This is a genomic window from Saccharibacillus deserti (assembly GCF_013618475.1).
Lineage (GTDB): Bacteria > Bacillota > Bacilli > Paenibacillales > Paenibacillaceae > Saccharibacillus > Saccharibacillus deserti.
In genome coordinates this window covers 1,067,143-1,090,493 of sequence record NZ_JABJVN010000001.1, presented here as the reverse complement: position 1 = coordinate 1,090,493, position 23,351 = coordinate 1,067,143, and the positions used below count along the sequence as shown (strand labels likewise).

The following is a 23,351-nucleotide window of genomic DNA, read 5'->3' as shown; positions in this document are numbered from 1 at the left end:
TTCACGCGGCGGCGCCTCAATCCTGGATCAGAATGATCCCGCGTTCGTGCGCGGGGGCCGGGTCCGCTTTTAGCAGCCCGATCCCCTGCAGGACCCGCAGATTGGGCAGATGGCACAGATCTTCGAGCGAATACACGTCGAAATAGCCTTCTTCCCCGCTGTGGAACGGAATAATCTGGTACTGCACCTGCTGCCCGCTCCCTACAACCAATTTGGTGACATGCGCAAGGTCTTCTTCGGTCAGCACCAGTCTCTCGAAATATTCCCGTATTTCGGGAATCGGCCGATCGCCTTCTTCGGCAATCGATATTTCCCGCAGCGCATATTCCTGTACAAACACCCCGATATCGAAGCGGGGCCGCAGCACATGCTGTTTGTACATCAATTCTTCGATAACGGCCAGCTTGAAGTTGAAATCCCGGAAGCTTACGCCGCCTTCGCCGCTTGGCATCGTATAGGCGGCAATCTGCTCAATGATTCCGTTCGCTTCCCGCAGCGTATCGGCGGCTTTGCGCGTGCGCTCCGTCTGCCGGTTCTGCTTGGCGACCAGATCCAGAATCAGACGGCGGTCGGGCGAACGTGCAATCTGAAGCAGAGGCTGCCGCAGCAGCGGATAATAGACGAAAGTATCGATAAACTCGTCGAACTGCCGGTCCGTCCATTCTCTCATCCGCAGTTCGAGCGTATCGAGCACGGAGCCGATTCCTCTTTCCAGGATCGGAGCACCCTCGCCTATAAAAGAAGTAGCCAAGCTGAAATAGGCTTTGCCTTTCTCCTCTTTGGGCTGGTCCAGCTTCAGGTAGAAATCGATCAAGCCTACAAACTCGGAAGCATAATCGTGATGATAACCGAGCATGTAGACATGGGTCGCATTACAGGCCGGATAGAACGTCCGAACCAGCCGAGGCAGCAGTTCTGCAGCCTCGGCCCGCAGATCGTCATCGTCCATATAATGCGGATGATTAAAGTAAATTTCCGACAGCGCTGCTGCGGCGCGCGAAAGTCCCTGGAAAATCGGATCAAGCAGATCGGCGTCCGTCCCTTTTTCAACCCATCTACCAAGCAAAAGCAGCACTCGTCCGTGATTAAGCCTCAGCTCGCCCCGAAGTGCGTACGAGCTTTCGAGAGAAGCTTTGCGAAGTGCGAACAGCTCGGTCAGCTTGGCTGTTTTTCTCGCTGCATTCGCTTCGATAAACGGTTCTTTTTCCAAAATGTCCAGCACCGTATCGTAAAACCAGGTTCGTTCCTCGGCGGTCAGAAGGACAAAAGCCGACCAGGCTTCGTTGATCCGTTCGTCCACGCGGATCTGGGTCTCTTCCTCCAGCCCGAAATCGTCCACCCAATCGAGGGAAGCCTGGATCAGGGCACGGCCTTCCGGTTCGAACGTAAAGCCCTGCAGACGATTCAGCATGAGCCGAGAGAGTTCAAGAGGACCCTCGTCGGGAGTGGCCCGAAGGAGGGTCTGGAGCGTGGTCATCGTATTTCCTCCCCGTACATATGTCCATTGCCTAACAAATTCCGTTCCACTATCTTATCATTTTGTTCCCTCCTTGTACCAGTCCGGCTTTTTGGAATCCGCTTGAATTTCGCTTAAATCGGCAGATTGGCCGGAAAAAGAATAGACCCGGACCTCATCCAGGGTAGGAAATTCCCGGTATCGGGTGAAAACGATTCGAATTCTGCATGTCCGAACCGGAGCAAACTGGCGGATATTCCGATATCCCACAATCCGGCCCTGGGATATTGGCTGCCAGGACTGCGAATCCGCCGCCCCTTCATCCGCCGGAATCCGGACTTCGAACGCTTCGATTCGCTGGCCGGCCGGCAGATGTTCCCCAAGAGAGACGGTGTCCAACCCGACCGGCTCTGCAAACGAAAGTTCGACCCACGGTTCCTGGTCGTATGCTTCCGGCTGCCAGCCGCTGTTGGAGAATTCCACCGCGGCCGACTCCAATCCGCCTTCCGCACCGATTCCTCTGCCGGTCAGCGCACTCGAAACTCTCATCGACGCTTTCCGGGTCAGCGTCATATCGGCCAGGCGCCCAAGTCGCCTGCCCAAGCCTTGCAGCGCTTCGCGGTCCGGCTTCGCGATTTGCCCCTGTGCATCCGGCGGCACATTGAGCAGAAAGGTCGCATTGCCGCCTACGGCGTTCATATACAGGCGAAACAGTTCATTGGCATCTCGGACCCGGCCGTCTTCTTCCGGATGATAGAACCAGCCCGGACGAATCGAAGTATTGACTTCGGCCGGATACCACACCCATTCTCCATCGTACTTCCCGATCGCTTTTCGGCTGCCCAGGTCTTCTTCCATCGAAAGAAACGAACGGGAGAACGAGGCATCGTCGCTCTGCTGCGATTTCTCGGCCGTCTTTTCGGCATCGCGCAGCGGTGCGGGAACGACGCTCCATTCTTCCGTGCGGGTCTCCCCCGCTTCATTGCCGACCCAGCGAATATCCGGGCCGCAGACGCTGATCACGCAGCCAGGCTGCAGACGGCGCACGACCTCGTAATACCGAGGCCAGTCATAGAACTGCTTTTTCCCATTGGGACCTTCCCCGTTCGCTCCGTCAAGCCAGACGCAGGAAATCTCGCCGTACTGCGTCAGCAGTTCGGTCAGCTGATTGACGTAGAAATCGTCATAGGCTTGTCCCAAGCCGTAACTTGGTTCCGTTCGGTCCCAGGGGGACAGGTAAATGCCGAACTTCAGACCGTGTTTTCTGCAGGCCTCCGCCGTTTCCCGCACCAAATTCCCCTGCCCTTCGCGCCAGGGACTCCGGGCCACCGTATGCGACGAGAATCGGCTAGGCCACAAGCAGAATCCGTCGTGATGTTTGCAGGTCAGAATCAGGGCGCGCATACCGGCTTCTTTGAATAGAAGAACCCATTCCTCGGCATCCAATCGTTCCGGGCGGAACAACGCAGGATCTTCATGTCCTTCTCCCCATTCGCGGCCGGTCATCGTGTTCATGCCGAAGTGGATAAACCCGTAGAACTCCAGCCGCTGCCAAGCCAGCTGTCTGGGAGAAGGGGCAACTCCGGCGATTTCGTGCAGATTCATGCTTCGCTTCATCCTTTCCTTTTCCGCATGTGTTCAAGCCTGCCCTGTCCTAAACCCGTTTCGAGAACGCTTGAAGATATTCCTGCCTGAAGACGCTGCCTATATTTTGTATACGCTTACTTGGGAATGACGCTATACTATAGACGCAAGCGAAAAAGACCTTATAAGGAGGGAACAGCATGAAAAAAAAGCAGGAGATTTCACCTCCCCACTCTTCCGATCCGGCAGCTGCATCCGTGATCGGGATCGATCTAGCGGCAAGATTTCAAACGTTCGAAGGTTGGGGAACCTCGCTGGCCTGGTGGGCCAATGTGATCGGCGGATGGAGCGAAGAACGGCGGACAGAAATCGTCGAGAAACTCTACTCTGCCGAAAAGGGACTGGGCTTCAATATCGCCAGGTACAATATCGGAGGCACCAAAGACGCACGCGATCCTTATCTTCATTACGGCAAAGCCATCTTGTCCTATCAAAATGAAGACGGCACCTGGGACTGGTCGCGCGACGCCGGTCAGCGGACGGTAACGCGGCAAATTCGCAAGATTGCGGAGACGCCGATTTTTGAAGCGTTCTCCAACAGTCCGCCCTGGTGGATGACCTGCAGCTACGATCCCGAGCGTAAAGACGGTGCAGACGGCTGTACCACCGGAGGCTTCGACGGAGGCGGCAATCTGCGTTCCGGCCGGGAACGCGAGTTTGCGGAGTACTTGACCGAGACAGTCAAACATTTCCGCGACGAATGGGGCATCGTGTTCCGTACCTTGGCCCCATTCAATGAGCCGGTAGCCGACTGGTGGAAGTACCGGATTGCCAAGCAGGAAGGCGCCCATATCGGACCTGCGCAGCAGCAGGCCGTTATTCGCGAAGTTTATGAGGCCCTGAGAGCCAAAGGATTGGTCGACACTTCGATCAGCGCATCCGATGAATCGCTCGTGCAGATGGCGCTTGAGACCTGGCAGGCGTTCGAACCGGAGACCAAGGCCCGGATTGAACAGGTGAACACCCATACGTACAATACTCCCGATTACGATCCGCGGCCTTTCTTCGAAGCGGTCGCGGCCGACGGCAAAAAGCTCTGGATGTCGGAATTCGGTTTCGAGAACGGCGAACATCCGACCGTCGATCCCTATAGCATGACCGGTGCGCAGCGTCTGGTGCAGGGCATTACCCGCGATCTGAAAATCATGCAGGCCGAAGCCTGGGTCTACTGGCAGGCCGTCGAGAGCGATTCCAGCACATGGGGGCTGATCTTTGCCCCGTTCGAGAACAATGAATCCGAGTCGTATGCGATGTACAAGCAGTATTATGCGCTGGGCCATTACAGCCGCTTCATCCGCCCGGGCAGCGTAATCATAGCCAACGACGGAGACAAATCGCTGGCTGCGGTCGATCCTTCGTCGCGGCGTCTGGTGATCGTCACGTATAATGACAGCGAGACGGAGGCCGCAGTCTATCGGTATCAATTGAGAGGATGGAACTCCGGGCATCCGCATTCCGATTCGCAGGTTCGGGTCTATCGGACGACGGCGGAAGAAAACTTGGCCGAACTTGAACCGATTCTGCTGGAACATACCGAATTTACGGCCGAGACTCCTCCTTGTTCGATCACGACCTACGTGATTGACCTGCCCAACAGGAATGCAGAGCTGTCTTGAAAAACCAAAAAGACCTCTTCTGTCCGCCCAAGCGTCAGAAAAGGTCTTTTACCTATTGCCGTCCATAGCGTTTAAACCTCGATTCTTTCGTTTCTAGGATTTGTTCGCCTGCACAAAGGGTTTATTGTCCGGCAAAAAAGGCTTCGTTGCCTGAATAGAAATACCCGGTTGTATCGTTGAATACGACGTAATCGATACTGCTCAGCGTAACGACCATGCGCTGTCCGAACTCCGCGCTCAGCACGATATGATCGCTTCCCGCCGCTTCGAGACGTCCTTCAATCGAAACGCAGCCCGCTGCCTGTCCGGTGTTCATTCCCGGGATCATGTAGAAAACTCCCGTACGGCCCAGATTGTTCTGCAGGGTGGACATGACGTTCGGCTGATCGTAGTTGGTCTGCGGAATGGATGAATCGATCATCGGTGCTCCCGATCTGGCAACCGGATTCCGGAAACCCGCCCCGCTTCTGCCTGTAAGTCCGTTCAAACCGCTGCTGATCCGGTACGTGACCGGCGAATAAGAATATTCCATATAAATCCCTCCCCGTAATTTGCGCGGATGTCCGCAATGAATGAAGCCGCGTTCACGCCCGACCGTCCATACACGCTACTTGGAGAAAATAGAGTTGCGATTTTGTGGAGGACAAATGCTTCGTATTCTTCTTATTACCCTCTGATCTAAGCTCTAAACCATTTTTTTACATCGAGTATGACAAAAAAATGAACAAAATGCTTGGTGTGTCAAAAAAGCGGACAGCACATGAAGCGCTGTCCGCTCTAAATCGATGGAAAAGGGCTTTGACGGAAGGTCCTCTCCCATAAGACGCCTATTCACCGTATTCTCTTGCGCTCGCTATTCTTCGTAAATCATTTTGCGCGTCATTCCGCCGTCGAGTACAAGCTCGGTTCCCGTAAGGAACGTATTGTCCGGGTGGGTAAGATACAGGCAGGCGCGCGCCACATCTTCCGGTGTTCCGACCTTCCCTGCCGGGTGCTGCTTGTGATCGATCTCGCGGAGTTTTTCGTAATCTTTGGTTTCGATCCATCCCGGACTAATGCAGTTGACCCGGATTCCGTCCGCCCCAAGCGAAATGGCAAGCGAATGGGTCAGGGCCAGGATTGCGCCTTTGGAAGCGGCATAAGCGTCAAAGTTCGGCTCCGACATATGGGCGCGCGTCGAACAAAGATTGACGACGGAACCTTTTCCATGCTTGCGCATATGCAGGGCCGCTTCACGGGTCGCCAGGAAAGGGCCCCGTACGTTGGTGTTCAGCACGTCGTCCCATTCTTTGACGGTCAATTCATATGGAGATTTCCAAATGCCAAAACCGGCATTGTTGATCAGAATATCGATCTGGCCGAATGCTTCGATCGTTTCGCGCATCAAATGCGTGATATCGGCTTCTTGCGATACATCGCAGGGGACGAAGATGGCCTCTCCTCCATTGTTCCGGATTTCGGCTGCCGCTGCCGCTCCTTCGGGCTCCTGCGTATCGGCAAGCACGACCCGTGCTCCCTTTTTCGCATATTCGGCTGCTACCGTACGTCCGATTCCTTGTGCGGCTCCGGTAACGATTACGGTCATCGATTCGAAACTCATGTTCTTTTCAGCTCCCTTCGCTTTTCCACTTATTATTAACCCGGGGGGTTGCAGACGGAAACGCGGTATTCATTCAGAGGTCCAATCCCGACATTACAAAAAGTCCTTCGCGGGGTAGGGGCGAAAGACTCGATTGATATTGTGATTAAATTCACTTAATTGGGTAAAGTGCGTGCCAATCCCTGTCTTTGAAAGGAAAGTTACGCGTAGTACATCTTCAGCAGTTTGCCCGTTTCGGCTGTGTCTTGTTCTTCTTCGTTCAGCATGCCTTGTTCGGCCCAGCATGCCAGACATTGTTCTTCGGTTTCGCAAAGGTGAGCGTCCTGGCAGTTGTAGCAGAGAGTCAGATAGTTGCGAGTCAGTTGGGCGGTTGCGGTGGTCATATGGATCACTCCTCAATTGGGTTTGGGTGAAGGTTTATCCGTCGTTTGTTTGGTTACATTCTTTATATTTAAAAAATAACAGATTTTCCGAAGCATGTATGTGATTTATTTCACATTTGGAAATGAAAAATACGCCCTCTTTCGAGAGCGTGTAGAAAAACCTGCGGCACATGGATCAAATAACGTGCCAAGTGACGCCGCCATCCAATGTTTGAAGCAGCAGAGAACGTCGGATGTCCGTTTTGCCGATCAGAATCCAGCCCACTTTCTCCGAAACAAACTCCACCTGGAAAATCTCGGGATACTTTTCCATGTTTTCTTGCAGTTTTTGGCTCCGGGGGAGTTCTGCCCAGCTTCGTCCCCCGTTCACCGTCCGGTAAAGCAGCGATCCACGCGCCATCCAACCGTTCATGCGGTCAAGAAATACCGGTGCGATCTGAAGATTAAGCGCTTCTTGGGCGGGAAGCTTGAACGGAACGTGCTTCCATCCCGCTCCCCCGTTCTGCGTAAAGTAGCCGCTGTACAGCACTTCGTCGCGCTGCTTGCAGCCGACCGGTACCCAGGAACCCGACCCGTCGCGGTAAGACTGGGGCTTGCCGCTTATCATCACATCGCAGGTTCCGATCGGATTAGCGCCTGCGAAAAACGAAGTGGACTTGTTCCAGTTTCGGCCGCCGTCGATTGTGCGATAGAGCGCAGGCCGTCCGAGATCGAGCATCGTGGCATAACCGCTGCCGTCCGACTCGAAATGCATCCCCGTCAAGTACCCGATATCCGGAAGCGGCTGCGAAGAACCCGTCGGCTGGGAACCGTTGTCCGTTCGCATTACGGCAGTCCAACTCTCTCCGCCGTCGCGCGTTCGGTAGAGCGTCTTCTCTTCCCTTCCCGCCGTATCCGAAGCTTTGGTGGTCATGAGCCAGCCTTTTTTGTGATCCGTGAAATACAGCGAAACCGGCAGTTCGTCCGTTCTTCCGAGTGTCGCAAGCGCCCAATTGGCGCCTCCGTCATTCGTCCGCAGCACAAGCGATTCTTCCGAGAGTCCCGCACTGCGTACAATCCACCCGTGCATCGTATCCGTGAAGAAAACATCCCTGCCGTATTCCGGCACGTCCGAAAACGCGACTTGTTCCGATGGGGACAGCGGCACCCAGCTCTTGCCGTTGTTGTCGGTCAGATACATGCGAAGGGCGCTTCGGGTCAGTCCCCACGCCATCCCCGTCGAACCGTCGAACAAATGTATTTCCGTCAGCCGGGTCTGTACGACATACTCTTCGTGCTCGTTTACGGTTCCGCCCTGTTCGGGCTCGACCAGTGTGATTTCCTGACCTCCGACATCGTCGGCCGTGTCCTTGTGTACGACAGGCGGTGATGCCGGTTCTTTCTCGGCAGGTTCGCCGTTGCATCCGGCCAGCACGATCAGTGCGGCAAGAAGGGGCAGCAGCACCCTTCTTCCGATCCGCATTGCAGCCGCCCCCTTTGATTCCGAATAATGTCCCATTAAAGCGCCCAAGCGCCCAATTCCTCCGTCATTATAGCATAAAAGATCCGGAGCGTCTTCCGGACGCTATCCTTCTATCCCAGCCAAAAATAAAGCGGAATAAACAGCAGCGAAGTTGTGATGCCCGAGAGTCCCATGGCCAGGGCGCTGAAGCTGCCGGCCGTTTCGGATTCCTGAAGGCTTCGTGCCGTGCCGAAGCCGTGAGCCGCGCTGCCCATCGCAAGTCCGAACGATACGGGGTCCCGCAGGCCGGACCGGTACAAGAACGCGGGGCCGAGCACACCGCCGAGTACCCCCGTCACCACGCTGAACATGACGGACAGTTCAGGCGTACCGCCAAGCGAGCGGGAGATTTCGATTCCGATCGGCGAACTGACCGATTTTGGCAGGATACTGAGCAGCACTTCGTGGGAACCTCGGGTCAGAAGGACCAGCGCCCCCGCGCTGCAGATGCCGGTTACCGATCCGGCCAATACGGAGATCAGAACGGAAGCGACACGTTCGCGGATCAAACGGCGGTGCTTATAAATCGGCACGCCAAGAGCCACCGTAGCCGGCCCGAGCAGCGTCGTCAGCAGTCCGACTTCCCCCTGGAACTCGGCAATCGGAAAACGCAGCAGGGCAAGTACGATCAGAATGATCGCACTGCTGCTCAGAATCGGATGCAGCCAGCGTATGCGCGAATGAATGCCCCGGGCGATTGCGTAAGCGCCGACTGTCAGAGTTAATCCGAACAATGGATCATGCAGAAAGACGATCATCTTGCTCCTCCTTTTTGTTTTTCGGAGCCGTTTTCTTGGCGACCGTTCCCGTCACCCACAGAACGGCAAACGTGCTGCCGACAACGCCGACAACAATCGATACGGCATTTGCGCCCAGCAGCGGAATCAAAGCCGCCGCCCCGATCACATAGGGAATAAAGAACAGCAGAAGATGCCCGGTCAGCAGGTTGGCCGACTCTTCGACCCATTCCAGCTTGACGACCTTCCCGAACAGCGCACCCAAAAACAGCAGCAGACCCAAGACATTGCCCGGCAGCGGAACATGCAGCACGTCGTGCAGCAGGACGCCGGCTAAACCGAACCCGAGCAGGATCGCAAATCCGCGCATAATCATTCAACTCTTTTCTATCGGGTGTTCCCGAGTACTTGTTCAAACATTTTTTTATTATACCAAAAGGGGGATCGGGTCATACAAAGACTTTTGACACAATTTCGTGACAGGTGGCTTTTTACCATGTAAACTGGTTAAAAGTTAAGAGGAACTTTTCTTCTATCTTACAAGTCTAAGAAACGGAGTGAATCGAATATGACCAGCTCATCCATGCGTTCCCGCCGTGTCGTCGTAATCGGCACGGGCGACGTAGGAGCCACAACGGCCTACACTCTGCTGCTCAGGCAGCGTATGACCGAACTCGTACTTGTTGACGTGAACAAGGAACTTGCACTTGGACAGGCGCTCGACATGAATCACGGACTTCCATTCGTGGGCGGTGTCAAAGTCTGGGCCGGCGATTATTCCGATTGCAAAGACGCAGCCGTTATCGTAATCGCAGCCGGCGCGGCACAGCGTCCGGGCGAAACGCGTATCGATCTGCTCAACCGCAACGCGGGAATCTTCGATCAAATCATCGGCAATATCGTCAAATACAATGATAACGGCATCATTTTGGTAGCTACCAATCCGGTTGATATCCTCTCGTACGTTTCGTACAAGAAGAGCGGCTGGCCGGCTCACCGGGTTATCGGTTCGGGTACGCTGCTCGACAGCGCACGCTTCCGTTATCTGATCGGCAAGCAGAAGAACCTCGATCCGCGCAGTATTCATGCGCACATTATCGGCGAGCACGGCGATTCCGAGCTGCCGGTATGGAGTATGGCGAACGTAGCCGGTGCGGATCTCAGCTTGTCGGAAAGCGATCAGGACCAAATCTTCCATAATACGAAAAATGCCGCTTACGAGATCATCAATGCCAAAGGATCGACGTATTACGCGATCGCCCTTGCCCTGGACCGGATCGTAACCGCCATCTTGCAGAACGAAAGTTCCGTATTGAACGTATCGACACTGCTGGACAACTATCACGGTATTTCCGACGTTTATCTCGGACTGCCGTGTGTCGTCGACAGCTCCGGTGTCCGCGAGCATCTGGAAATTCCGATGAACGACAAAGAGCTGGAACTGCTCAATGCTTCGGCAAACAAGCTCAAATCGGAAATTGCCAAAGTCAACCTGTAAGACAAACAGCGGCATGTCAAAAAGCCCGGGTTTCTCCAAGGAGAAACCCGGGCTTTTCCGTATGGCCGAAGCAGGAGGCGATCTCCGGCTACAGCCTTATGATTTCGGCGCGAACCAGCTGGCCGGTAGACGCATCGCACGCAAACTCGCTTTCTTCGATCCAGATCAGCGAGGCTTGCCGTGCTTCGCCTTCTTCGCTGCCGGTCAGCGCATAATAAGGCAGCGCTCGAATTTGTCCGCGGAGATTCTGCCAGGCTTCGTCTTCGGATAGTCGGGGTTTGTCGAAGGCTTCGGCAAACCGTTCCAGGCAAATCCGGCGAAATTGAAGCTCGTCGGAAACGGCCGACAGCTTCCCGGTACGCCGATCTACATACAAATCGAGACAGGCGCCCAGCACCGGAATCCCATGAACGAGGCGGTAAACGCGGACATGGACAGAGCTGCCCGCCGCTTGAAACGAAGAGCGTTCCCTGCCGGCGAGAAACGCCCAGCGGTAAGCTCGAGGACGTGGGCTTCGCAGCAGATAGTCAAGCACGGAGCTCCGAACGCGCCGCAGCTCATCGCGTTCCAGAGGCTCCGGCCTGTTCGAATCGCCGGCAGGCAGACGGCCCTGAAGCGGGCGGATCGGGGCAGCCGAACTTCGCTTGACCGATCCGCCGCCGCGCAGGTCGATCCATTCCCAAGGCCCCAACTTCTCTCCTTGAACGATCCTCCGGCCTTCCCGATCATAGGCGCGCGGCGCAAACAGATAGAACGGCCGAACCGCAGAGACGTCCAACGCATATACCGCCCGTATGCAGGAGGCATCTTCGGGCGGATGGATTTCGGAAAGAGACTCTTGGATTGGAGGCGATTCGAACCGGCAGGGCGTCCAATCGGTCTGCAGATCGAGAAGTTCGCCCGAAGCGTCCATACGCAGAAACAGATGCGGTCCCCGATAGAAAGGAATACCGCCGTGCTGCCGTCCATATTCCAGCAGCCGTTCATTCTTGTCCAGCTCAAGTGCCCGGACAGGCATCAATTCATCCGGATCGATATCGGGCCGAACACGCGCAATCAGCTCTTGGGCGCGGTCTACGCAGAAAGAACTTTCCGCGCCGGACAGAAACCGGACATCCCCGGAACTCTCGATCCGGATTCCCGAAAGCGGATCACGGCCGTCACGTTTTGTCAAAGGCGTCTCTCCCTTGGCAGTTTAGTACGGAAGACCGTCGCCCGGTTCTTCCTTGCGTTCCAGCAGCCGCTTGGCTACCGTCTCGAAATCCTCGGGCTGAAGCAGCTCGACCGGGGAATGTCCTTTGTCGAACACAAACGACTCCCCTTCCAGAATAACCGCATAACGGCCGTTCAGGCGGGTAATATGCACGCCGTATCCAAAGTCCGCCAACAGACCTTTGATCTGGCTGTTGCCCAATTTGAAGCGGACCTCGATTTCCGGCTGGAATTCCGTAATCCGTTCGGCGGCTTCCATCACCTGCTGGGGTTCCCACTTTTCCTGAATATCCCGCTTGTCGCTGGCTGTCCACAATTCGAGATCGTGCTCTTCGCGCTGCCGCTCTTCGCTTGTCTCGTCCGGCCACTTTTCTTCGACATAAGTCTGAACAAATTCCATCACGCGCTCGTTTACGATCTCCGGCATCGACTGCTCGTAGACGACAAACTTCAGAAAATCTTCGAAGTATCGGGCATGCGAAGGTTGATGGATCTTCAATTCCCAGTCTTCGGTCATCCCCGCTTCCGGCATATGCGGATACATGATCGACTTGATGCTCTTGGTACTGATGGCCATTTCCACTTCGTCGATCAGGTTCTGCTCATCGGAGATCCGTGCGATCTTGTTCTCGAAGTCGCATTTCATGACGAAAATAAACGGATCGTCGGAATGCGTCGTCATTTTGGCCCGGGTGAGGACCAGTGCGCCGCCGCGAACCGATCCCGTATCCAGATAATTGCGTACCAGATCGTCGCAGGCGTTTTTGTAGTCTTCTTTGCCGTCCGCGGTCCGCATCCGGTTGAACATATTGAAGTTCGGGTTGCTGTCCAGCTCGTAGCCCGGCTCCACGATAAACGTTCCGATCTTGGTGGGCGCCTGCTCGGTCAGCGGATTTTTCTCCACTTTCCGTTTGGCGATCCGCGAAAACTCGCTGTCGAGGAATTTTTTGACCGGACTGTCTTCATAATCGTAATCGTCCATGGTCTGATAATGCTTGTAACCCCGGGCACCCTGGCCTTCGCGGCCTTCAACCTGGATCACGAAGAAAGACAAATATTCGATATCGAAACGCATTTCTGTTTAGACCCCTTCTGCCTTCGGGGCGTTTCCCCGCTCCGTAAGGCCTTGATAACCGCCGTGCTTGATCGCATGTTCCGGCAGCAAACTTCCTGTCTGACTACGATAGCACGATGGCCGAAAATGAACAATCCGGGGTAGGGAAAATCGTTCCCGCATCGCTAGAGTCTCCATTCAAAAAACGCGGTTCGCCGCTTTGGGCGCAACCGCGTTTGGATAGGTTCGGACCGGAATCCTAAGGCCAATGGAAGGACTATACGATTACTTGCCCTGCCGCTGCTGCATGAACTCCAGCCCTTTTTGCAGCAGTTCCTGCATCGAGCCGAACTGCGTGTTGGCATTCACCTTTTCGTCCAGCTCCTGCGGCGGAACATTCTGCAGAGCGTTCGCGTCGCTGCCGCCGATTCCGAACTTTTGCAGCATTTCCGCGGCCGACTTGAACGGGGTATACTTTTGCAAAAACTCCGAATTCAGCAGTTGGTCCAGCGGCAGCTTTTGCAGGATTTCGCCTAACGGAAGCTTTTTCAGCATCTCCGACAATCCGCCGGTTCCGCCTGCACCTCCTTGAAGCTTGCCCAGCATATCTCCCAGTCCTCCAAGATTGAATCCCATTTCGATAACCTCCTTAGATTCGGAAAGCCGCGTCGCAGAGACCGCCTTTTTCCGTCACGTACTTAGGAGTTCTTACCCTTATCTCCAGGCAGCTTAACATCAAGGCGATCCATCGCTTCTTCCTTCTCCCGGTTCGTTACGTGTGTGTATACGGTTGTCGTCTGGATCGAAGCATGCCCGAGCATTTCCTGAACCGTTCGCAGATCCGCGCCCCTGCGCAGCAGCATGGTCGCAAACGAATGCCGCAGTTTGTGGCTCGAATACGCAATACGCTGGTTGGGATCCAGATCCTGCTGAAATCGGTCAAACGTATCGGCGGCCAGCTGCTGGATCGCACGAATCGACATCCGGCGGCCTTTTTGCGAAACGAACAGCGCTTCTTCCCGCTGCGTCCACGGCGAGAGGCGCTGCGCAATCGCTTCCTCCAACACGCCGCCTACCGCTTCGGGAACCGGAAGCGTACGCCATTTTCGCCCTTTGCCGAACACCTGGAGCGTGCGCCGCTCGGCATTGTAATGGGACACGTTGAGCGCGTGAACTTCGCCGACCCGCAGCCCCATATAGGCCATAAGCAGGAAAATCGCCAGATTGCGCCCCCGATACTTGCCTTCGACCGCTTCCAGGAAAACGCCGATCTGCCGTTCGTCCAGATAGACGGGAGCCCGGTTCGTTTCGGTTTTGGCTTTTTTGATCCCGAATGCCGGGTTGTGCTCCAGCAGTTCCAGTTCGATCAGCGCTTTGAAAAAACACTGCACGGCGGCATGTTTGCGGTTGCGCGTCGCATCCCCCGCCCCTTCGCGTCTGGCACTCGACAGGAAAGACATCACATGAATTTTCTTGACCGTATTCAGTTCCCGTTCGTTCAGTGCGATCAGAAAGTGCCGCACGTCGCTGAGATAATTTTTTTGCGTATAATCGGTGTATCCCGCGTCCTGCATCCAGATCAAAAAAGCTTCCAGATACTCGGTATAAGTCTCGCAGGCTTCGTCGTCGGGAATCCGGATCGTCGTCATGGTCAAGTTCGCCCCGTTTCCGCTTATCAAGTTTCTTCTATAATATTGTGGACCAATTTGGGGGTGCCTGGCAAGTTTTGTTCAAAACTTCGGCAACTCTTTGGGTGGGCGTAACGTTAAAGAGACGAAAAGGATAAAATAGGAAATTGAATAAAGTTACATATTTATTACTATGTAAACTAAAGTCATGCCGCAAAGAGAGGTCCTTGATGATGCCCAAAAATGCTCGTGTTATGACTGCTGTGATCTCCGTCGGACTTGTCTGCTCCATCCTGCCTTCCGCTGCCGCCTCTCCTGTTGTTTCCTATATCAATCCTGCTATTTTCAGTACGGAAAACGAGAACGTTCCGGCGTTGAAGACGCTGTGGAAAACAAAAATGGATTCTTCGCCTGCTGGGGGAAATATTCACTTGTCTGCACGGATCTCCGGCGGGCTCGTCTTTTTCCCAAAAGGAGGAAAGTTGTACGCGGCTGCCGCTTCAACCGGACGAACCCGCTGGACGGCAAACGTCAAACCGGCTTCCCCGGTGATGCTCGGCCAAGATACACTTTATGTCGTAGACGCTGCCGGCACGCTTCGGGCGCTGAACATACAGACGGGACGGCAGCTCTGGCAAACCCAAACGGGTTTCGATCCTCAAACGTCGAATATCACTTCTTCCCTATCTGCAGGCATTCTCTATGTCGGCGGTCCGTTCGCTTTGAAAGCCTATGATCCCGCAACCGGCAGGCAGCTGTGGAAAACGTCGACCGAAAGCGAATACGGCGGTCCAACCTCCTATGGCGTGTATGACGGGATCCTGATCGTCGCTTCGGTCGTCAGCGGAGCGCTGACCTTCGATCAGTACAAAGCGTACAATCCGAAAACAGGGCGGAATCTGTGGACGCTCAACAGCAGTCACGGCCCTGTGCTCGAGTTTCGAAACGGTCTTCTGTATCTGCGCAATACCGCTCAATGGGCATCTCCGAATCATGCGGCCAAGCTCGATCAAGTCGAGATCAAGACCGGCCGAATAAAGACTTCTTACGATTACGTCCAGGTTACAGACGGCTTGTACCAATCGGCGGAGCAGCTCGTGGTTGAAGGAGGTTATGTGTATGTCGCAATGGAGAAGTATACTGCAGGCGTGCTGGAAGGGATTGCTCCTGTCTTGTACCGGTTCAATCTGAATCAAGACCCCAATAAGCAGAAGCCTGTCGTTTATGAAGGGTACGGCAAATTCCTGGCGGGGCCCTATAAGAACAGGCTGTTTTTCCAAGAAGGTCTGAGCCTGAGTTCGCTGCTGCCGGGCCAAAAAGGAACGACGACGTACAAGCTTGCGGGTAATCCGCTTGCCCGGCTCGATCTGCATGAAGCAGGACTGTATGCGGGACTGAGCGATGGCAAGTTCTATTTGATCGATCTGGCTTCGGGCCAAACGTCGGGCGCAGTCGATACCGGCAGCCGAACCTATGGCGAGACTCTTTTTGCAGGTCGTACGGTGCTGATTCAAACGGAAAAAGAACTGATTGCCGTGAAGCATCCTTGAACGCGAAAGCTACATTTCCTTCTCCGCAGGACCGATAATAACTGAATAAGTAACTGCCGCCTTGTCAGGATCGAAGGCGGCTATTCGACTCCGGGAGGATCACAAATCATGAGAAAATTGCGTACAGCCGCCGTCGTGGCGGCCGTTCTGCTGAGCATAGGCACCGTATCGGCAGTCGGTACCGCTCAGGCGAAGAACGAGAATAAACCTGCCCAGAAAAACGGACAAGGGCAAAAGAACGTTCAAAGCCAGAAGAAAGCGGACGGTAAAGCGGCAGACAAGAAACGGCCTGCGGCGGCCCAAGCTCCTCTTCTCAAAGCCGCATGGGAAATATCGAAGCAGGAGGCAGAGGTTTCCGGCGCGGCTGTTCAAACTGCGGACGGACTCTTTTTCTATGAATCGGACGGTTCTCTTCGCGCCGCGGATGCCGCAACCGGCAAACTTAGATGGAGTTACGCCGGCGGAACCCTTCCGTCTGCTTCGGCCAATGCTTCCGTATTCCTGATCGAAGAGAACGAACGGATCACCAAACTGGACAGCCAAAAAGGAAAAAAACGGTGGAGCACCGAACTCGGACATACTGCCGAAGCTTCGGAAACTTCACTTCGGGTGCTGCAGGGCAGTCTTTATTATTCCGACTCTTCGGGCAGATTGGCCGCGTATCATACCGGAAACGGAAAGCTCAAGTGGGAAAACGACGAGATCCAGTCCGAGACTCTGCAGGTGCTGGGCCGCTACGGCGATGTGCTGGCTGCCGAAGGTACGACGCCCGCCGGAGACCGAATCCTGTACGGCGTGTATGCGGAAACCGGAAGTCTGCTCTGGCAGATCGAAGGTTCGTACGAAGTGCTGGGTACGCAAGATGACAAACTGATCCTGCGCGATTTGTCCGCAACGGCAGCATTCTCCGCTGACGAAGAGGAAGACGAGGAAGATTCGGCGGCGGACATCCAGCAGGATTCGGACAACGAATTGGACAATCCTCAGGAGGAAAGCGAAGAATCGGCGGCCGCGGACTATCTGATTACCCTTGTTCATGCCGATCTGAAAAGCGGCAAACTCACGCAAGCCGGGCAGTATGCGCCTCTTGAGTCGTCGGCGATCGATCTCCAAAACAGCCGTACTTTCCTGCAGGGCTCTGTCGGATACTCGGTAGATGAGACGGAAGACGGACTGCGGTTGACCCGCTTTTCTATGTCCCAGGGAAAATATGCGGACGCGGCCAAGAGTTATGCCAACGCCGGAGACTGGATCGGCGGCCCGGAGCAGGGATGGGCTTTCTTCCAAAAAGAAACAGGATTGACGGGAGTCAAGTTGGCCAACGGAGTTTCCGTAACGTTTGGAGATCCTGGCAGCAAAGCCGCTATCGCACCGGTCGTATCCGGGCAGCTTGTCTATATCGGGCTGGAGAACGGAGAAATCCATGCATTCAACTTGAAGACGGGGACTCCTATCGGCAGACTGGCTGCAGGTTCCGGTGATATTCAATCGATCTCGGCAACCAAGTCGGGTCTGCTGATTCGTACGGATACGAAGTGGCTGGGTCTGACCCTGGCGAAAAGCTCAAAATAAGCGCACGAATCCTTGCCCGGCAGCTGCGGAGAAACGGAGAGAATGAAATAACGGACCCTTCTTTGTTTTTCGCGATTCAATTTGTGGTAATTAGCTGGGGTAGGCTAAAATCCCTCAAATCTGCACGGGTGCTGATCAGCACCGGAAGGAGTCTGTTCCATGACGAATGCCAAGAAGCCTGTTCTCGAATCCGCAGCTCAACAGTTTGCCGACGACAACGCCAAGCCGCCGTTCCTGTCCGACCTCGGACCGGAGAAAGGCCGCGAGACCGTCGACCAGGTTCAATCGGGCGACGTATTCAAACCGGATGTCGAAATCGAAGACAAGACGATTCCGGGCGGACCGAAAGGCGAAGTCTCGGTCCGTATTGTGCGTCCACAAGGAACGAAGGCCGTTCTCCCCGTTCTTCTCTACACCCATGGTGCAGGCTGGGTATTCGGCAATGCGCACACGCATGACCGCCTGATTCGAGAGCTCGCCGTAGGCGCGGAAGTCGCAGTGGTGTTCCCGAATTACAGCCTTTCTCCGGAGAACAAATATCCGGTGGCGATTGAAGAGATCTACGCCGTGCTCGAATGGATCTCGGCTCAGGGAGAGACCGAAGGGTTCGACACTTCGAAACTGTATGCAGGCGGCGACAGCGTCGGCGGAAACATGACGGCTGCGATCACTTTGATGGCCAAAGAACGCAGCGGTCCGAAGATCGCGAAGCAGCTGCTGTTCTATCCCGTCACGGATGCTTCGTTCGAGACGGAATCGTACAATCAGTTCGCGGAAGGGTACTTCCTCATGAAGGAAGGCATGAAATGGTTCTGGGATCAGTATACGACCAATCCGCAGGAGCGCAATCAGATTACGGCCTCTCCGCTCCGCGCGACGACCGAGCAGCTGCAGGGACTGCCTGAAGCGCTCGTGATCACCGGCGAAGCCGACGTGCTGCGCGACGAAGGCGAAGCCTACGCCAACAAGCTGCGCGAAGCCGGCGTTCCGGTTACGGCCGCCCGCTTCCAGGGTATCATTCACGACTTTGTGATGCTGAATACGCTGGCCGAGACGAATGCCAAGAAAGGCGCTATGCTGCTGGCGAATGCCTGGCTGAAGGGCTGATCCTTCCCCGGATGTACGCAGTAAAAAGAGCCGCTCTGATAGAGCGGCTCTTTTATTTGCTTTTCATTCCGGTGCGGCAGGATTGGCATTTGGGCGCCCAGGTACGGCTTTGTCCCAATCGAGCGGAATTTCGAAAGATTTAAACTTCGTCTTTTTCGAAGTTGTGGCCGCAAACTCGGTCAACTCGTCCGGGTCCATCGGCGGGAAGATCGCTTCGTATAAAAGTTCGTCTTTGGAGATCCGCTGCGGATTGTAATACGCCGGGTAGCCGCCCTTTATTTTCGAAGAATTGAAATACGGAAACCACGTCTGTACGTTCGGATCGCTATATTTCAATTGTACGATCGTCCGGTCTTTCTGGAAATCGACATCGGTCAGCGTCATCGTTTCTCCGTCGAAACCAGTCAGTGTTATCGGTATTTTGCCTTCAAAAGGCTGTGTATCCGTGCCTGTATTCGTATCGTCCATTATTTGGGATTCGAAGATACGGAGTCCAAGCGAAGAAGGTTTGGAATTAATGGTTGTAAAAGGATCAAGCGCCTGAACCCATTTCATACTTCCTTCTTCGGAGCCGTCTCCCGTCATCCACTGCTCATGAAAATAGGTATCGATATCATCGTAGTACATAATACCCTGTGCAGAAATTTCGCCCGGAGCTTTTTGAGTCATTCGGATGAGGTTGAAAGTCGGGCCGGCGGAAAATTCGGTCAAAGTAAATTCATTCCCTTTATAAGTGAAAGAGGTTCCCGGATAAAAGGTCGAAGTCAGCTTATCCGTTTTGGCCGAAGATAGAGGAATCTTTGCTTCCCAATTCCCGTTTTTTGTGGCAAGTCGGCTGACTTTCAGGTTTAAGGTGAGGTCTGTTGGTCCGTTATACGAATTGAGTATATAGGTAAGGGTACCCGCGAATCGGTGGCTGCCCAAAAAGGTCTTGGAACGGGTAGGATTCTGATTCCATTCTTCGCCGACCGCAGAAGGCTTTAATGTATAGTTGAACGAAGCATTGTCCGCGTTCAAGTCCGCACCGCCACTTTGATCGTCGACCACATAATCGATCATGGCCCGGCCGCCATCATAATATCCTTTGACAAGTGTCAGTGTAACGTCCTGATCTTTCAATACGATATTCAATGGCGTCGACAGTTGTTCGATCTGTTCATCTTCCACATTTCTATTTGCATTCGGCGCATAAATATCGCGTAATTCCCGAAATTCTATACCCGATACGTCCGAAACGGCAGGCACCGGCTTGGAGGAGTTGAGCAGCTGAATGCCGAAGATCGCCGCTGCCGCAAGCAGCAGAACCGCGGCAATGGCAAACCCCTTTCTGAATCGGCTGCCCATCCCGGAAGCCTTCACTTGTCTCATTTGTTTAAGTTCTCCTTCCCATACGGACTCGAACGAGATGTCGGATCTTAAGTTCGCAATCGATCCCGGCCCTTCGTGCTTCAAACGCTGCGTCATGTCCTGTTCCGGGATATCGTTTTGAACGAGTCTGTTGTCGCGGGTCATCGCAGTTCCTCCTTGCTCTTGACATAGCCGGGTACGCCGTAATCCAGCAGATCCGGGCTTACTCTCAGTTTCGCGAGCCCTGCAGCCAGTCTCGACTTGCAGGTACCGAGCGGGATGTCCAGCGTCTCTGCGGCTTCCTTAAGCGGAATGTCCGCATAATAATGCAGCAGAATCACTTCTCTGCTCTTATGCGGCAGACGGCAGACCGCCTGCCACAGTTCGAGCTGCCGTTCGTTCAGAAGCGCGATCGCTTCGGCCGTCCGTTCTGTCGCTTGATCCGGCACCTGGCCGAACAGCGTCTGCCATTTCAGTTTGCGGTAATGGCTGCGTGCCAGATTGACGGCAATACGGGCGAGCCAGGGGCGAAACGCACTGTCGCTTCCTTCTTCGCCGCGATACTGATCATACTTGCAGAAGGCGCGGATGAACGTCTCCTGGGTCAGATCGTCTGCGAGCACTTTCGATTTGGTCAAGGCAAGCAAAATGCCGAAGATCGATTTCGAATGCCGCTCGAACAAACGCTTGGCCTCCTCCCGGCTTAACGCCTCGTTCATAGTGTCCCCTCCTTTTGTCTGACCGATATACGCTTCGACAAGGAATCGAGTTCGCTTTTTTATGAAAATATTTCGAGAATTATTTAGTTTACCATAATAATATTATGTAAATAAAAAAATGCTACCGAATTTGCCGAAAGCGGCATCTTGAATAGAAGTGCAGGATCGTATTCCGGGAATCAATCGAAGGTTACGAATCCCATCGCCTTTTGGGCCGCCAGCAGGGTGTGCTCCGCGTTTCGGAATCTTGTCCAGTTCGGCCGAATTTACAACCTTGTCCGTCGAATCGTCGCTCTACGCCCGGAATCGAAAGATTGCCAAACACCGCATACAATTCGACCAGATTGCTGACAGCGGGCTTCTTCCAATCATAACGCACCTGACCATCGGAGTCGGTGACGGCACGCGAAAATTTCTTGCGGATCGCAGCCGTCTCATCCAGCATCAAGATATAGCTTGCCTGGTTCGGGTTGCTTTTGCTCATCTTCTTGGACGGATCATCCAGCCAAGCTCCGCATGCGCCGAGACCTGCGACTGCAGGAAAACACAAGATTAAAAATTCGATTCCATAAAACGAAACGGTTTGCGGGAGATAAGAGTCTATACAAGGAGAGCAATTAAATAATTTTTCGGGAGGTTTATTCATTGAAGATTCCATCGAAGCATGTAATTAAAAACAACCGCAGGTTCGCCGCTTCCGCAGCCGCACTTCTGCTTGCGGGAACTTTCGGCTTTTACGCAGGAACACCAAGCACCGAAGCGGCTTCTGCCGATAGAGGCTTATTCACTCTGACATCCAATACCCCGTCTTCGCCGCAATGGAGCAGGTCTGTCGATTCTCCCCAAGCTGTCGTAGGCGGCAGCGCAATCTACTATCAATCGGGCTCCAAACTGATTGCATCCGACATCTCGACCGGCAAAACCAAATGGAGCTACGCAGCCAAATCTTACGCGCCTGCAGTCACTTTGAACAATTCCGTCTATATCGCAACGACCAAAGGCAAGATCGTTAAACTGAACGCCAAAAACGGAAAGGTGCTCTGGACGATAAACGCGCCCGCCAAGCCTTCCAAATCTTCCGAAGAATATCCTCCAAACGATTTCAGACTGTCCGGAAACACCCTCTACATTTCAGATAACAAAGGATTGACGCAGATCGATGCCGCAACCGGTCGAACGATTCGCACTCTGTCCAAAGTCGTCGGCAAGCCGGTCGGTATTCGCGGGAATATGATTTTTGCTGTAAGCGTAAGTTCCGGGGCGTACATGAGAGAAACACTCAAAGCTTATGATGCAATAACCGGCAAAACGCTGTGGGAAGTAAAAGGCGATCATAATGCCATTCTCGGGATCAGCGGAGGATATATGTACACTCGGAATATTCCAATGAGCCCCGATCGCGGGTACGCAGCCGTGATCGACAAAGTAGACCTCAAAACGGGCAAAATCGCAAAAAGCTTCAATTACATTCCCGTTGATTATATGCGCGGCATGTCTGCTAATTCTATTGTCATGGAAGGGGAATATTTCTATATCGTACAAAAAGGAGACGACAGCAATTTGATTCAACGTATTTCCGTCGGCGCCCCTTCCGAGACCCAACCGGAAATTATTGCAGAACTGGATAAACCGATTATTGGTTTCCAAGCAGGCAGCGGACGAATAGCCGCTCTTCTCACAGGTGGAACTCTAAAGGTGTTCGACATCGATACAGCAAATTTACGAATAACGGCAGCTGTCAAAAAAGCGGCAAGAACTTCCCAAATCATTCTTCTAAATAGCAAGGTTATCGTTCAAGCGGATACCACTCTTTCGGTCGTGAAAATTCCGCTCGGAGGATCTGATTAATAATATATATTATGTAAATCATATCTCTAGAACGAAGACATCGAACAAGGTTGAATAATATGGAAAATGACTTTAAATTGGGTTAAAACAAGTTGGATAAAGAGCCGTTTAAGCAGTATAAAATCGTTCTAAAACGAAACAGCGTATAATTTATATTATACGCTGTTTTTTTATGGCGTTTTTCGCCCTTTTCCCGGCATTTCTCTATTTCGCTTTAACGGGATATTGGCATGCTGTTTCAGGCTTGAGCAGAAGGGCTGATGACGATTTCTCCTACATTGACTTCGGCAGGCTGTTCAATAGCAAAGACTATCGCTCGGGCGACCGCCTCCGGTGGCATTGCCATTTGATCGCGTATTTCTTCAAGACACCGCTTGATCTTCGGATCTATAATTCCTGCGGCAAAGTCCGTATCGGTAATACCCGGAGAAATGACCGTCACCCGAACGTCGGGACCCGCTTCCTGACGCAGGCCATCGGAAATGGCCCCTACCGCAAACTCGGTGCCGGAATAAACGGCTTGGTTGGGTACGGTTTTGTGACCGGCCGTCGAAGCGATATTGAGGATATGTCCATACCCCTGCTGCCGAAAAATCGGCAGCGTCTCTGCGTGCTGCAAGGCGATCAGGGTGCGTATATTGCAAGGTACGCCGCCGCCGGAAGTTTCGCTAACCGTATAGCGGAAACGGTAAACCGGATCAATCGCGACTCTATGCATCCGTTGAACGTCACGCATTTGGCGGAAAAAGCTTATACTCGGAACCGAGATCGGAGCCGCAGAGGTTGGTTTTCGCGTTGGTTACGAGAGTCCTTCCCGGTTCAGTTGAGAATATGCCCGAAGGTTTGGATTTCCGCCGATAAAGGATAGAAAGCAATAAA

Annotated in this window: 22 protein-coding genes; 6 read left to right on the top strand and 16 right to left on the bottom strand. The window is 53.8% G+C overall.

Annotated features, from left to right (window positions below; translation table 11 throughout):
- Positions 1–16: 16 nt before the first annotated feature.
- Together HOP44_RS04850 and HOP44_RS04845 are read right to left on the bottom strand one after the other, a co-directional pair.
- A complete protein-coding gene (locus HOP44_RS04850) occupies positions 17–1,477 on the bottom strand; it encodes a DUF6892 domain-containing protein (protein ID WP_172251014.1) in 1,461 nt (486 codons plus the stop codon).
- Between the two features lie 57 nt (positions 1,478–1,534).
- Positions 1,535–3,061 carry an alpha-L-fucosidase gene (locus HOP44_RS04845; RefSeq protein WP_172251013.1) on the bottom strand — a complete coding sequence of 509 codons (1,527 nt, stop codon included), beginning with the start codon at positions 3,059–3,061 and terminating at the stop codon, positions 1,535–1,537.
- A 179-nt stretch (positions 3,062–3,240) separates the two neighbouring features.
- Between HOP44_RS04845 and HOP44_RS04840 the strand changes: the two genes are divergently transcribed.
- Positions 3,241–4,716, top strand: coding sequence for a glycoside hydrolase family 30 protein (locus HOP44_RS04840; RefSeq protein ID WP_172251012.1), 1,476 nt, complete (start codon positions 3,241–3,243; stop codon positions 4,714–4,716).
- A gap of 121 nt (positions 4,717–4,837) precedes the next feature.
- Here the strand turns inward: HOP44_RS04840 and HOP44_RS04835 are convergent, their stop codons facing one another.
- The 6 genes from HOP44_RS04835 to HOP44_RS04810 all read right to left on the bottom strand — a co-directional run bounded on the left by HOP44_RS04835 (position 4,838) and on the right by HOP44_RS04810 (position 9,313).
- Positions 4,838–5,248 (bottom strand): spore coat protein GerQ, encoded by a 411-nt coding sequence (locus HOP44_RS04835; protein ID WP_172251011.1) that lies wholly within the window; start codon positions 5,246–5,248, stop codon positions 4,838–4,840.
- A gap of 321 nt (positions 5,249–5,569) precedes the next feature.
- The gene (locus HOP44_RS04830) at positions 5,570–6,316 is read right to left on the bottom strand and encodes an SDR family NAD(P)-dependent oxidoreductase (protein WP_172251010.1); all 747 of its coding nucleotides are present in this window, start codon (positions 6,314–6,316) and stop codon (positions 5,570–5,572) included.
- Between the two features lie 200 nt (positions 6,317–6,516).
- A complete protein-coding gene (locus HOP44_RS04825; RefSeq protein ID WP_172251008.1) occupies positions 6,517–6,699 on the bottom strand; it encodes a hypothetical protein in 183 nt (60 codons plus the stop codon).
- 175 nt (positions 6,700–6,874) lie between these two features.
- Positions 6,875–8,161: a sialidase family protein gene (locus HOP44_RS04820; protein ID WP_172251006.1), complete on the bottom strand. Its 1,287-nt coding sequence runs from the start codon at positions 8,159–8,161 to the stop codon at positions 6,875–6,877.
- 110 nt (positions 8,162–8,271) lie between these two features.
- On the bottom strand, positions 8,272–8,958 hold the full coding sequence (locus HOP44_RS04815; protein ID WP_172251004.1) for an LrgB family protein: 687 nt from the start codon (positions 8,956–8,958) through the stop codon (positions 8,272–8,274).
- Positions 8,939–9,313 (bottom strand): CidA/LrgA family protein, encoded by a 375-nt coding sequence (locus tag HOP44_RS04810; RefSeq protein WP_246369571.1) that lies wholly within the window; start codon positions 9,311–9,313, stop codon positions 8,939–8,941. Before HOP44_RS04810 ends, HOP44_RS04815 begins: the two co-directional genes overlap by 20 nt.
- Positions 9,314–9,505: 192 nt before the next feature.
- Between HOP44_RS04810 and HOP44_RS04805 the strand changes: the two genes are divergently transcribed.
- Positions 9,506–10,435, top strand: coding sequence for an L-lactate dehydrogenase (locus tag HOP44_RS04805; protein ID WP_172251003.1), 930 nt, complete (start codon positions 9,506–9,508; stop codon positions 10,433–10,435).
- Between the two features lie 88 nt (positions 10,436–10,523).
- Here HOP44_RS04805 and HOP44_RS04800 read toward each other — a convergent pair whose 3' ends face one another.
- The 4 genes from HOP44_RS04800 to HOP44_RS04785 form a co-directional block, all read right to left on the bottom strand.
- Positions 10,524–11,609, bottom strand: coding sequence for a hypothetical protein (locus tag HOP44_RS04800; protein ID WP_172251002.1), 1,086 nt, complete (start codon positions 11,607–11,609; stop codon positions 10,524–10,526).
- Positions 11,610–11,630: 21 nt separating this feature from the next.
- Complete coding sequence (locus tag HOP44_RS04795; RefSeq protein ID WP_172251001.1) at positions 11,631–12,722, bottom strand: DUF3900 domain-containing protein; 1,092 nt, start codon at positions 12,720–12,722, stop codon at positions 11,631–11,633.
- Between the two features lie 264 nt (positions 12,723–12,986).
- The gene (locus HOP44_RS04790) at positions 12,987–13,337 is read right to left on the bottom strand and encodes a hypothetical protein (protein WP_172251000.1); all 351 of its coding nucleotides are present in this window, start codon (positions 13,335–13,337) and stop codon (positions 12,987–12,989) included.
- Positions 13,338–13,399: 62 nt separating this feature from the next.
- Positions 13,400–14,350 (bottom strand): tyrosine-type recombinase/integrase, encoded by a 951-nt coding sequence (locus HOP44_RS04785; RefSeq protein ID WP_172250999.1) that lies wholly within the window; start codon positions 14,348–14,350, stop codon positions 13,400–13,402.
- A gap of 209 nt (positions 14,351–14,559) precedes the next feature.
- On the opposite strand from HOP44_RS04785, the gene HOP44_RS04780 reads away from it, so the two are divergent.
- The 3 genes from HOP44_RS04780 (at position 14,560) to HOP44_RS04770 (ending at position 18,558) form a co-directional block, all read left to right on the top strand.
- Entirely contained in the window at positions 14,560–15,879 is a 1,320-nt protein-coding gene (locus HOP44_RS04780; RefSeq protein ID WP_219915563.1) for an outer membrane protein assembly factor BamB family protein, read from the top strand.
- 108 nt (positions 15,880–15,987) lie between these two features.
- Positions 15,988–17,451: an outer membrane protein assembly factor BamB family protein gene (locus HOP44_RS04775; RefSeq protein WP_172250997.1), complete on the top strand. Its 1,464-nt coding sequence runs from the start codon at positions 15,988–15,990 to the stop codon at positions 17,449–17,451.
- Between the two features lie 159 nt (positions 17,452–17,610).
- A complete protein-coding gene (locus HOP44_RS04770; RefSeq protein ID WP_172250996.1) occupies positions 17,611–18,558 on the top strand; it encodes an alpha/beta hydrolase in 948 nt (315 codons plus the stop codon).
- Positions 18,559–18,621: 63 nt separating this feature from the next.
- Here the strand turns inward: HOP44_RS04770 and HOP44_RS04765 are convergent, their stop codons facing one another.
- The 3 genes from HOP44_RS04765 to HOP44_RS04755 form a co-directional block, all read right to left on the bottom strand.
- On the bottom strand, positions 18,622–20,070 hold the full coding sequence (locus HOP44_RS04765; protein ID WP_172250995.1) for a DUF4179 domain-containing protein: 1,449 nt from the start codon (positions 20,068–20,070) through the stop codon (positions 18,622–18,624).
- Entirely contained in the window at positions 20,067–20,624 is a 558-nt protein-coding gene (locus HOP44_RS04760) for an RNA polymerase sigma factor (protein ID WP_172250994.1), read from the bottom strand. The genes HOP44_RS04765 and HOP44_RS04760 overlap by 4 nt, the downstream gene beginning before the upstream one ends.
- Before the next feature lie 190 nt (positions 20,625–20,814).
- Positions 20,815–21,270 carry a tryptophan--tRNA ligase gene (locus tag HOP44_RS04755; protein ID WP_343059764.1) on the bottom strand — a complete coding sequence of 152 codons (456 nt, stop codon included), beginning with the start codon at positions 21,268–21,270 and terminating at the stop codon, positions 20,815–20,817.
- Here HOP44_RS04755 and HOP44_RS04750 point away from each other — a divergent pair.
- A complete protein-coding gene (locus HOP44_RS04750) occupies positions 21,270–22,472 on the top strand; it encodes an outer membrane protein assembly factor BamB family protein (protein ID WP_172250992.1) in 1,203 nt (400 codons plus the stop codon). The genes HOP44_RS04755 and HOP44_RS04750 overlap by 1 nt on opposite strands.
- Positions 22,473–22,710: 238 nt before the next feature.
- Here the strand turns inward: HOP44_RS04750 and HOP44_RS04745 are convergent, their stop codons facing one another.
- On the bottom strand, positions 22,711–23,208 hold the full coding sequence (locus tag HOP44_RS04745; protein ID WP_172250990.1) for an SDR family oxidoreductase: 498 nt from the start codon (positions 23,206–23,208) through the stop codon (positions 22,711–22,713).
- Positions 23,209–23,351: the final 143 nt, after the last annotated feature.

Bases quoted from the DNA above. Each gene is read 5' to 3' on its own strand.
- HOP44_RS04850 (WP_172251014.1), bottom strand. From the start codon at position 1,477: ATGACCACGCTCCAGACCCTCCTTCGGGCCACTCCCGACGAGGGTCCT.
- HOP44_RS04845 (WP_172251013.1), bottom strand. From the start codon at position 3,061: ATGAATCTGCACGAAATCGCCGGAGTTGCCCCTTCTCCCAGACAGCTG.
- HOP44_RS04840 (WP_172251012.1), top strand. From the start codon at position 3,241: ATGAAAAAAAAGCAGGAGATTTCACCTCCCCACTCTTCCGATCCGGCA.
- HOP44_RS04835 (WP_172251011.1), bottom strand. From the start codon at position 5,248: ATGGAATATTCTTATTCGCCGGTCACGTACCGGATCAGCAGCGGTTTG.
- HOP44_RS04830 (WP_172251010.1), bottom strand. From the start codon at position 6,316: ATGAGTTTCGAATCGATGACCGTAATCGTTACCGGAGCCGCACAAGGA.
- HOP44_RS04825 (WP_172251008.1), bottom strand. From the start codon at position 6,699: ATGACCACCGCAACCGCCCAACTGACTCGCAACTATCTGACTCTCTGC.
- HOP44_RS04820 (WP_172251006.1), bottom strand. From the start codon at position 8,161: ATGCGGATCGGAAGAAGGGTGCTGCTGCCCCTTCTTGCCGCACTGATC.
- HOP44_RS04815 (WP_172251004.1), bottom strand. From the start codon at position 8,958: ATGATCGTCTTTCTGCATGATCCATTGTTCGGATTAACTCTGACAGTC.
- HOP44_RS04810 (WP_246369571.1), bottom strand. From the start codon at position 9,313: ATGATTATGCGCGGATTTGCGATCCTGCTCGGGTTCGGTTTAGCCGGC.
- HOP44_RS04805 (WP_172251003.1), top strand. From the start codon at position 9,506: ATGACCAGCTCATCCATGCGTTCCCGCCGTGTCGTCGTAATCGGCACG.
- HOP44_RS04795 (WP_172251001.1), bottom strand. From the start codon at position 12,722: ATGCGTTTCGATATCGAATATTTGTCTTTCTTCGTGATCCAGGTTGAA.
- HOP44_RS04790 (WP_172251000.1), bottom strand. From the start codon at position 13,337: ATGGGATTCAATCTTGGAGGACTGGGAGATATGCTGGGCAAGCTTCAA.
- HOP44_RS04785 (WP_172250999.1), bottom strand. From the start codon at position 14,350: ATGACGACGATCCGGATTCCCGACGACGAAGCCTGCGAGACTTATACC.
- HOP44_RS04780 (WP_219915563.1), top strand. From the start codon at position 14,560: ATGATGCCCAAAAATGCTCGTGTTATGACTGCTGTGATCTCCGTCGGA.
- HOP44_RS04775 (WP_172250997.1), top strand. From the start codon at position 15,988: ATGAGAAAATTGCGTACAGCCGCCGTCGTGGCGGCCGTTCTGCTGAGC.
- HOP44_RS04770 (WP_172250996.1), top strand. From the start codon at position 17,611: ATGACGAATGCCAAGAAGCCTGTTCTCGAATCCGCAGCTCAACAGTTT.
- HOP44_RS04765 (WP_172250995.1), bottom strand. From the start codon at position 20,070: ATGACCCGCGACAACAGACTCGTTCAAAACGATATCCCGGAACAGGAC.
- HOP44_RS04760 (WP_172250994.1), bottom strand. From the start codon at position 20,624: ATGAACGAGGCGTTAAGCCGGGAGGAGGCCAAGCGTTTGTTCGAGCGG.
- HOP44_RS04755 (WP_343059764.1), bottom strand. From the start codon at position 21,270: ATGAATAAACCTCCCGAAAAATTATTTAATTGCTCTCCTTGTATAGAC.
- HOP44_RS04745 (WP_172250990.1), bottom strand. From the start codon at position 23,208: ATGCGTGACGTTCAACGGATGCATAGAGTCGCGATTGATCCGGTTTAC.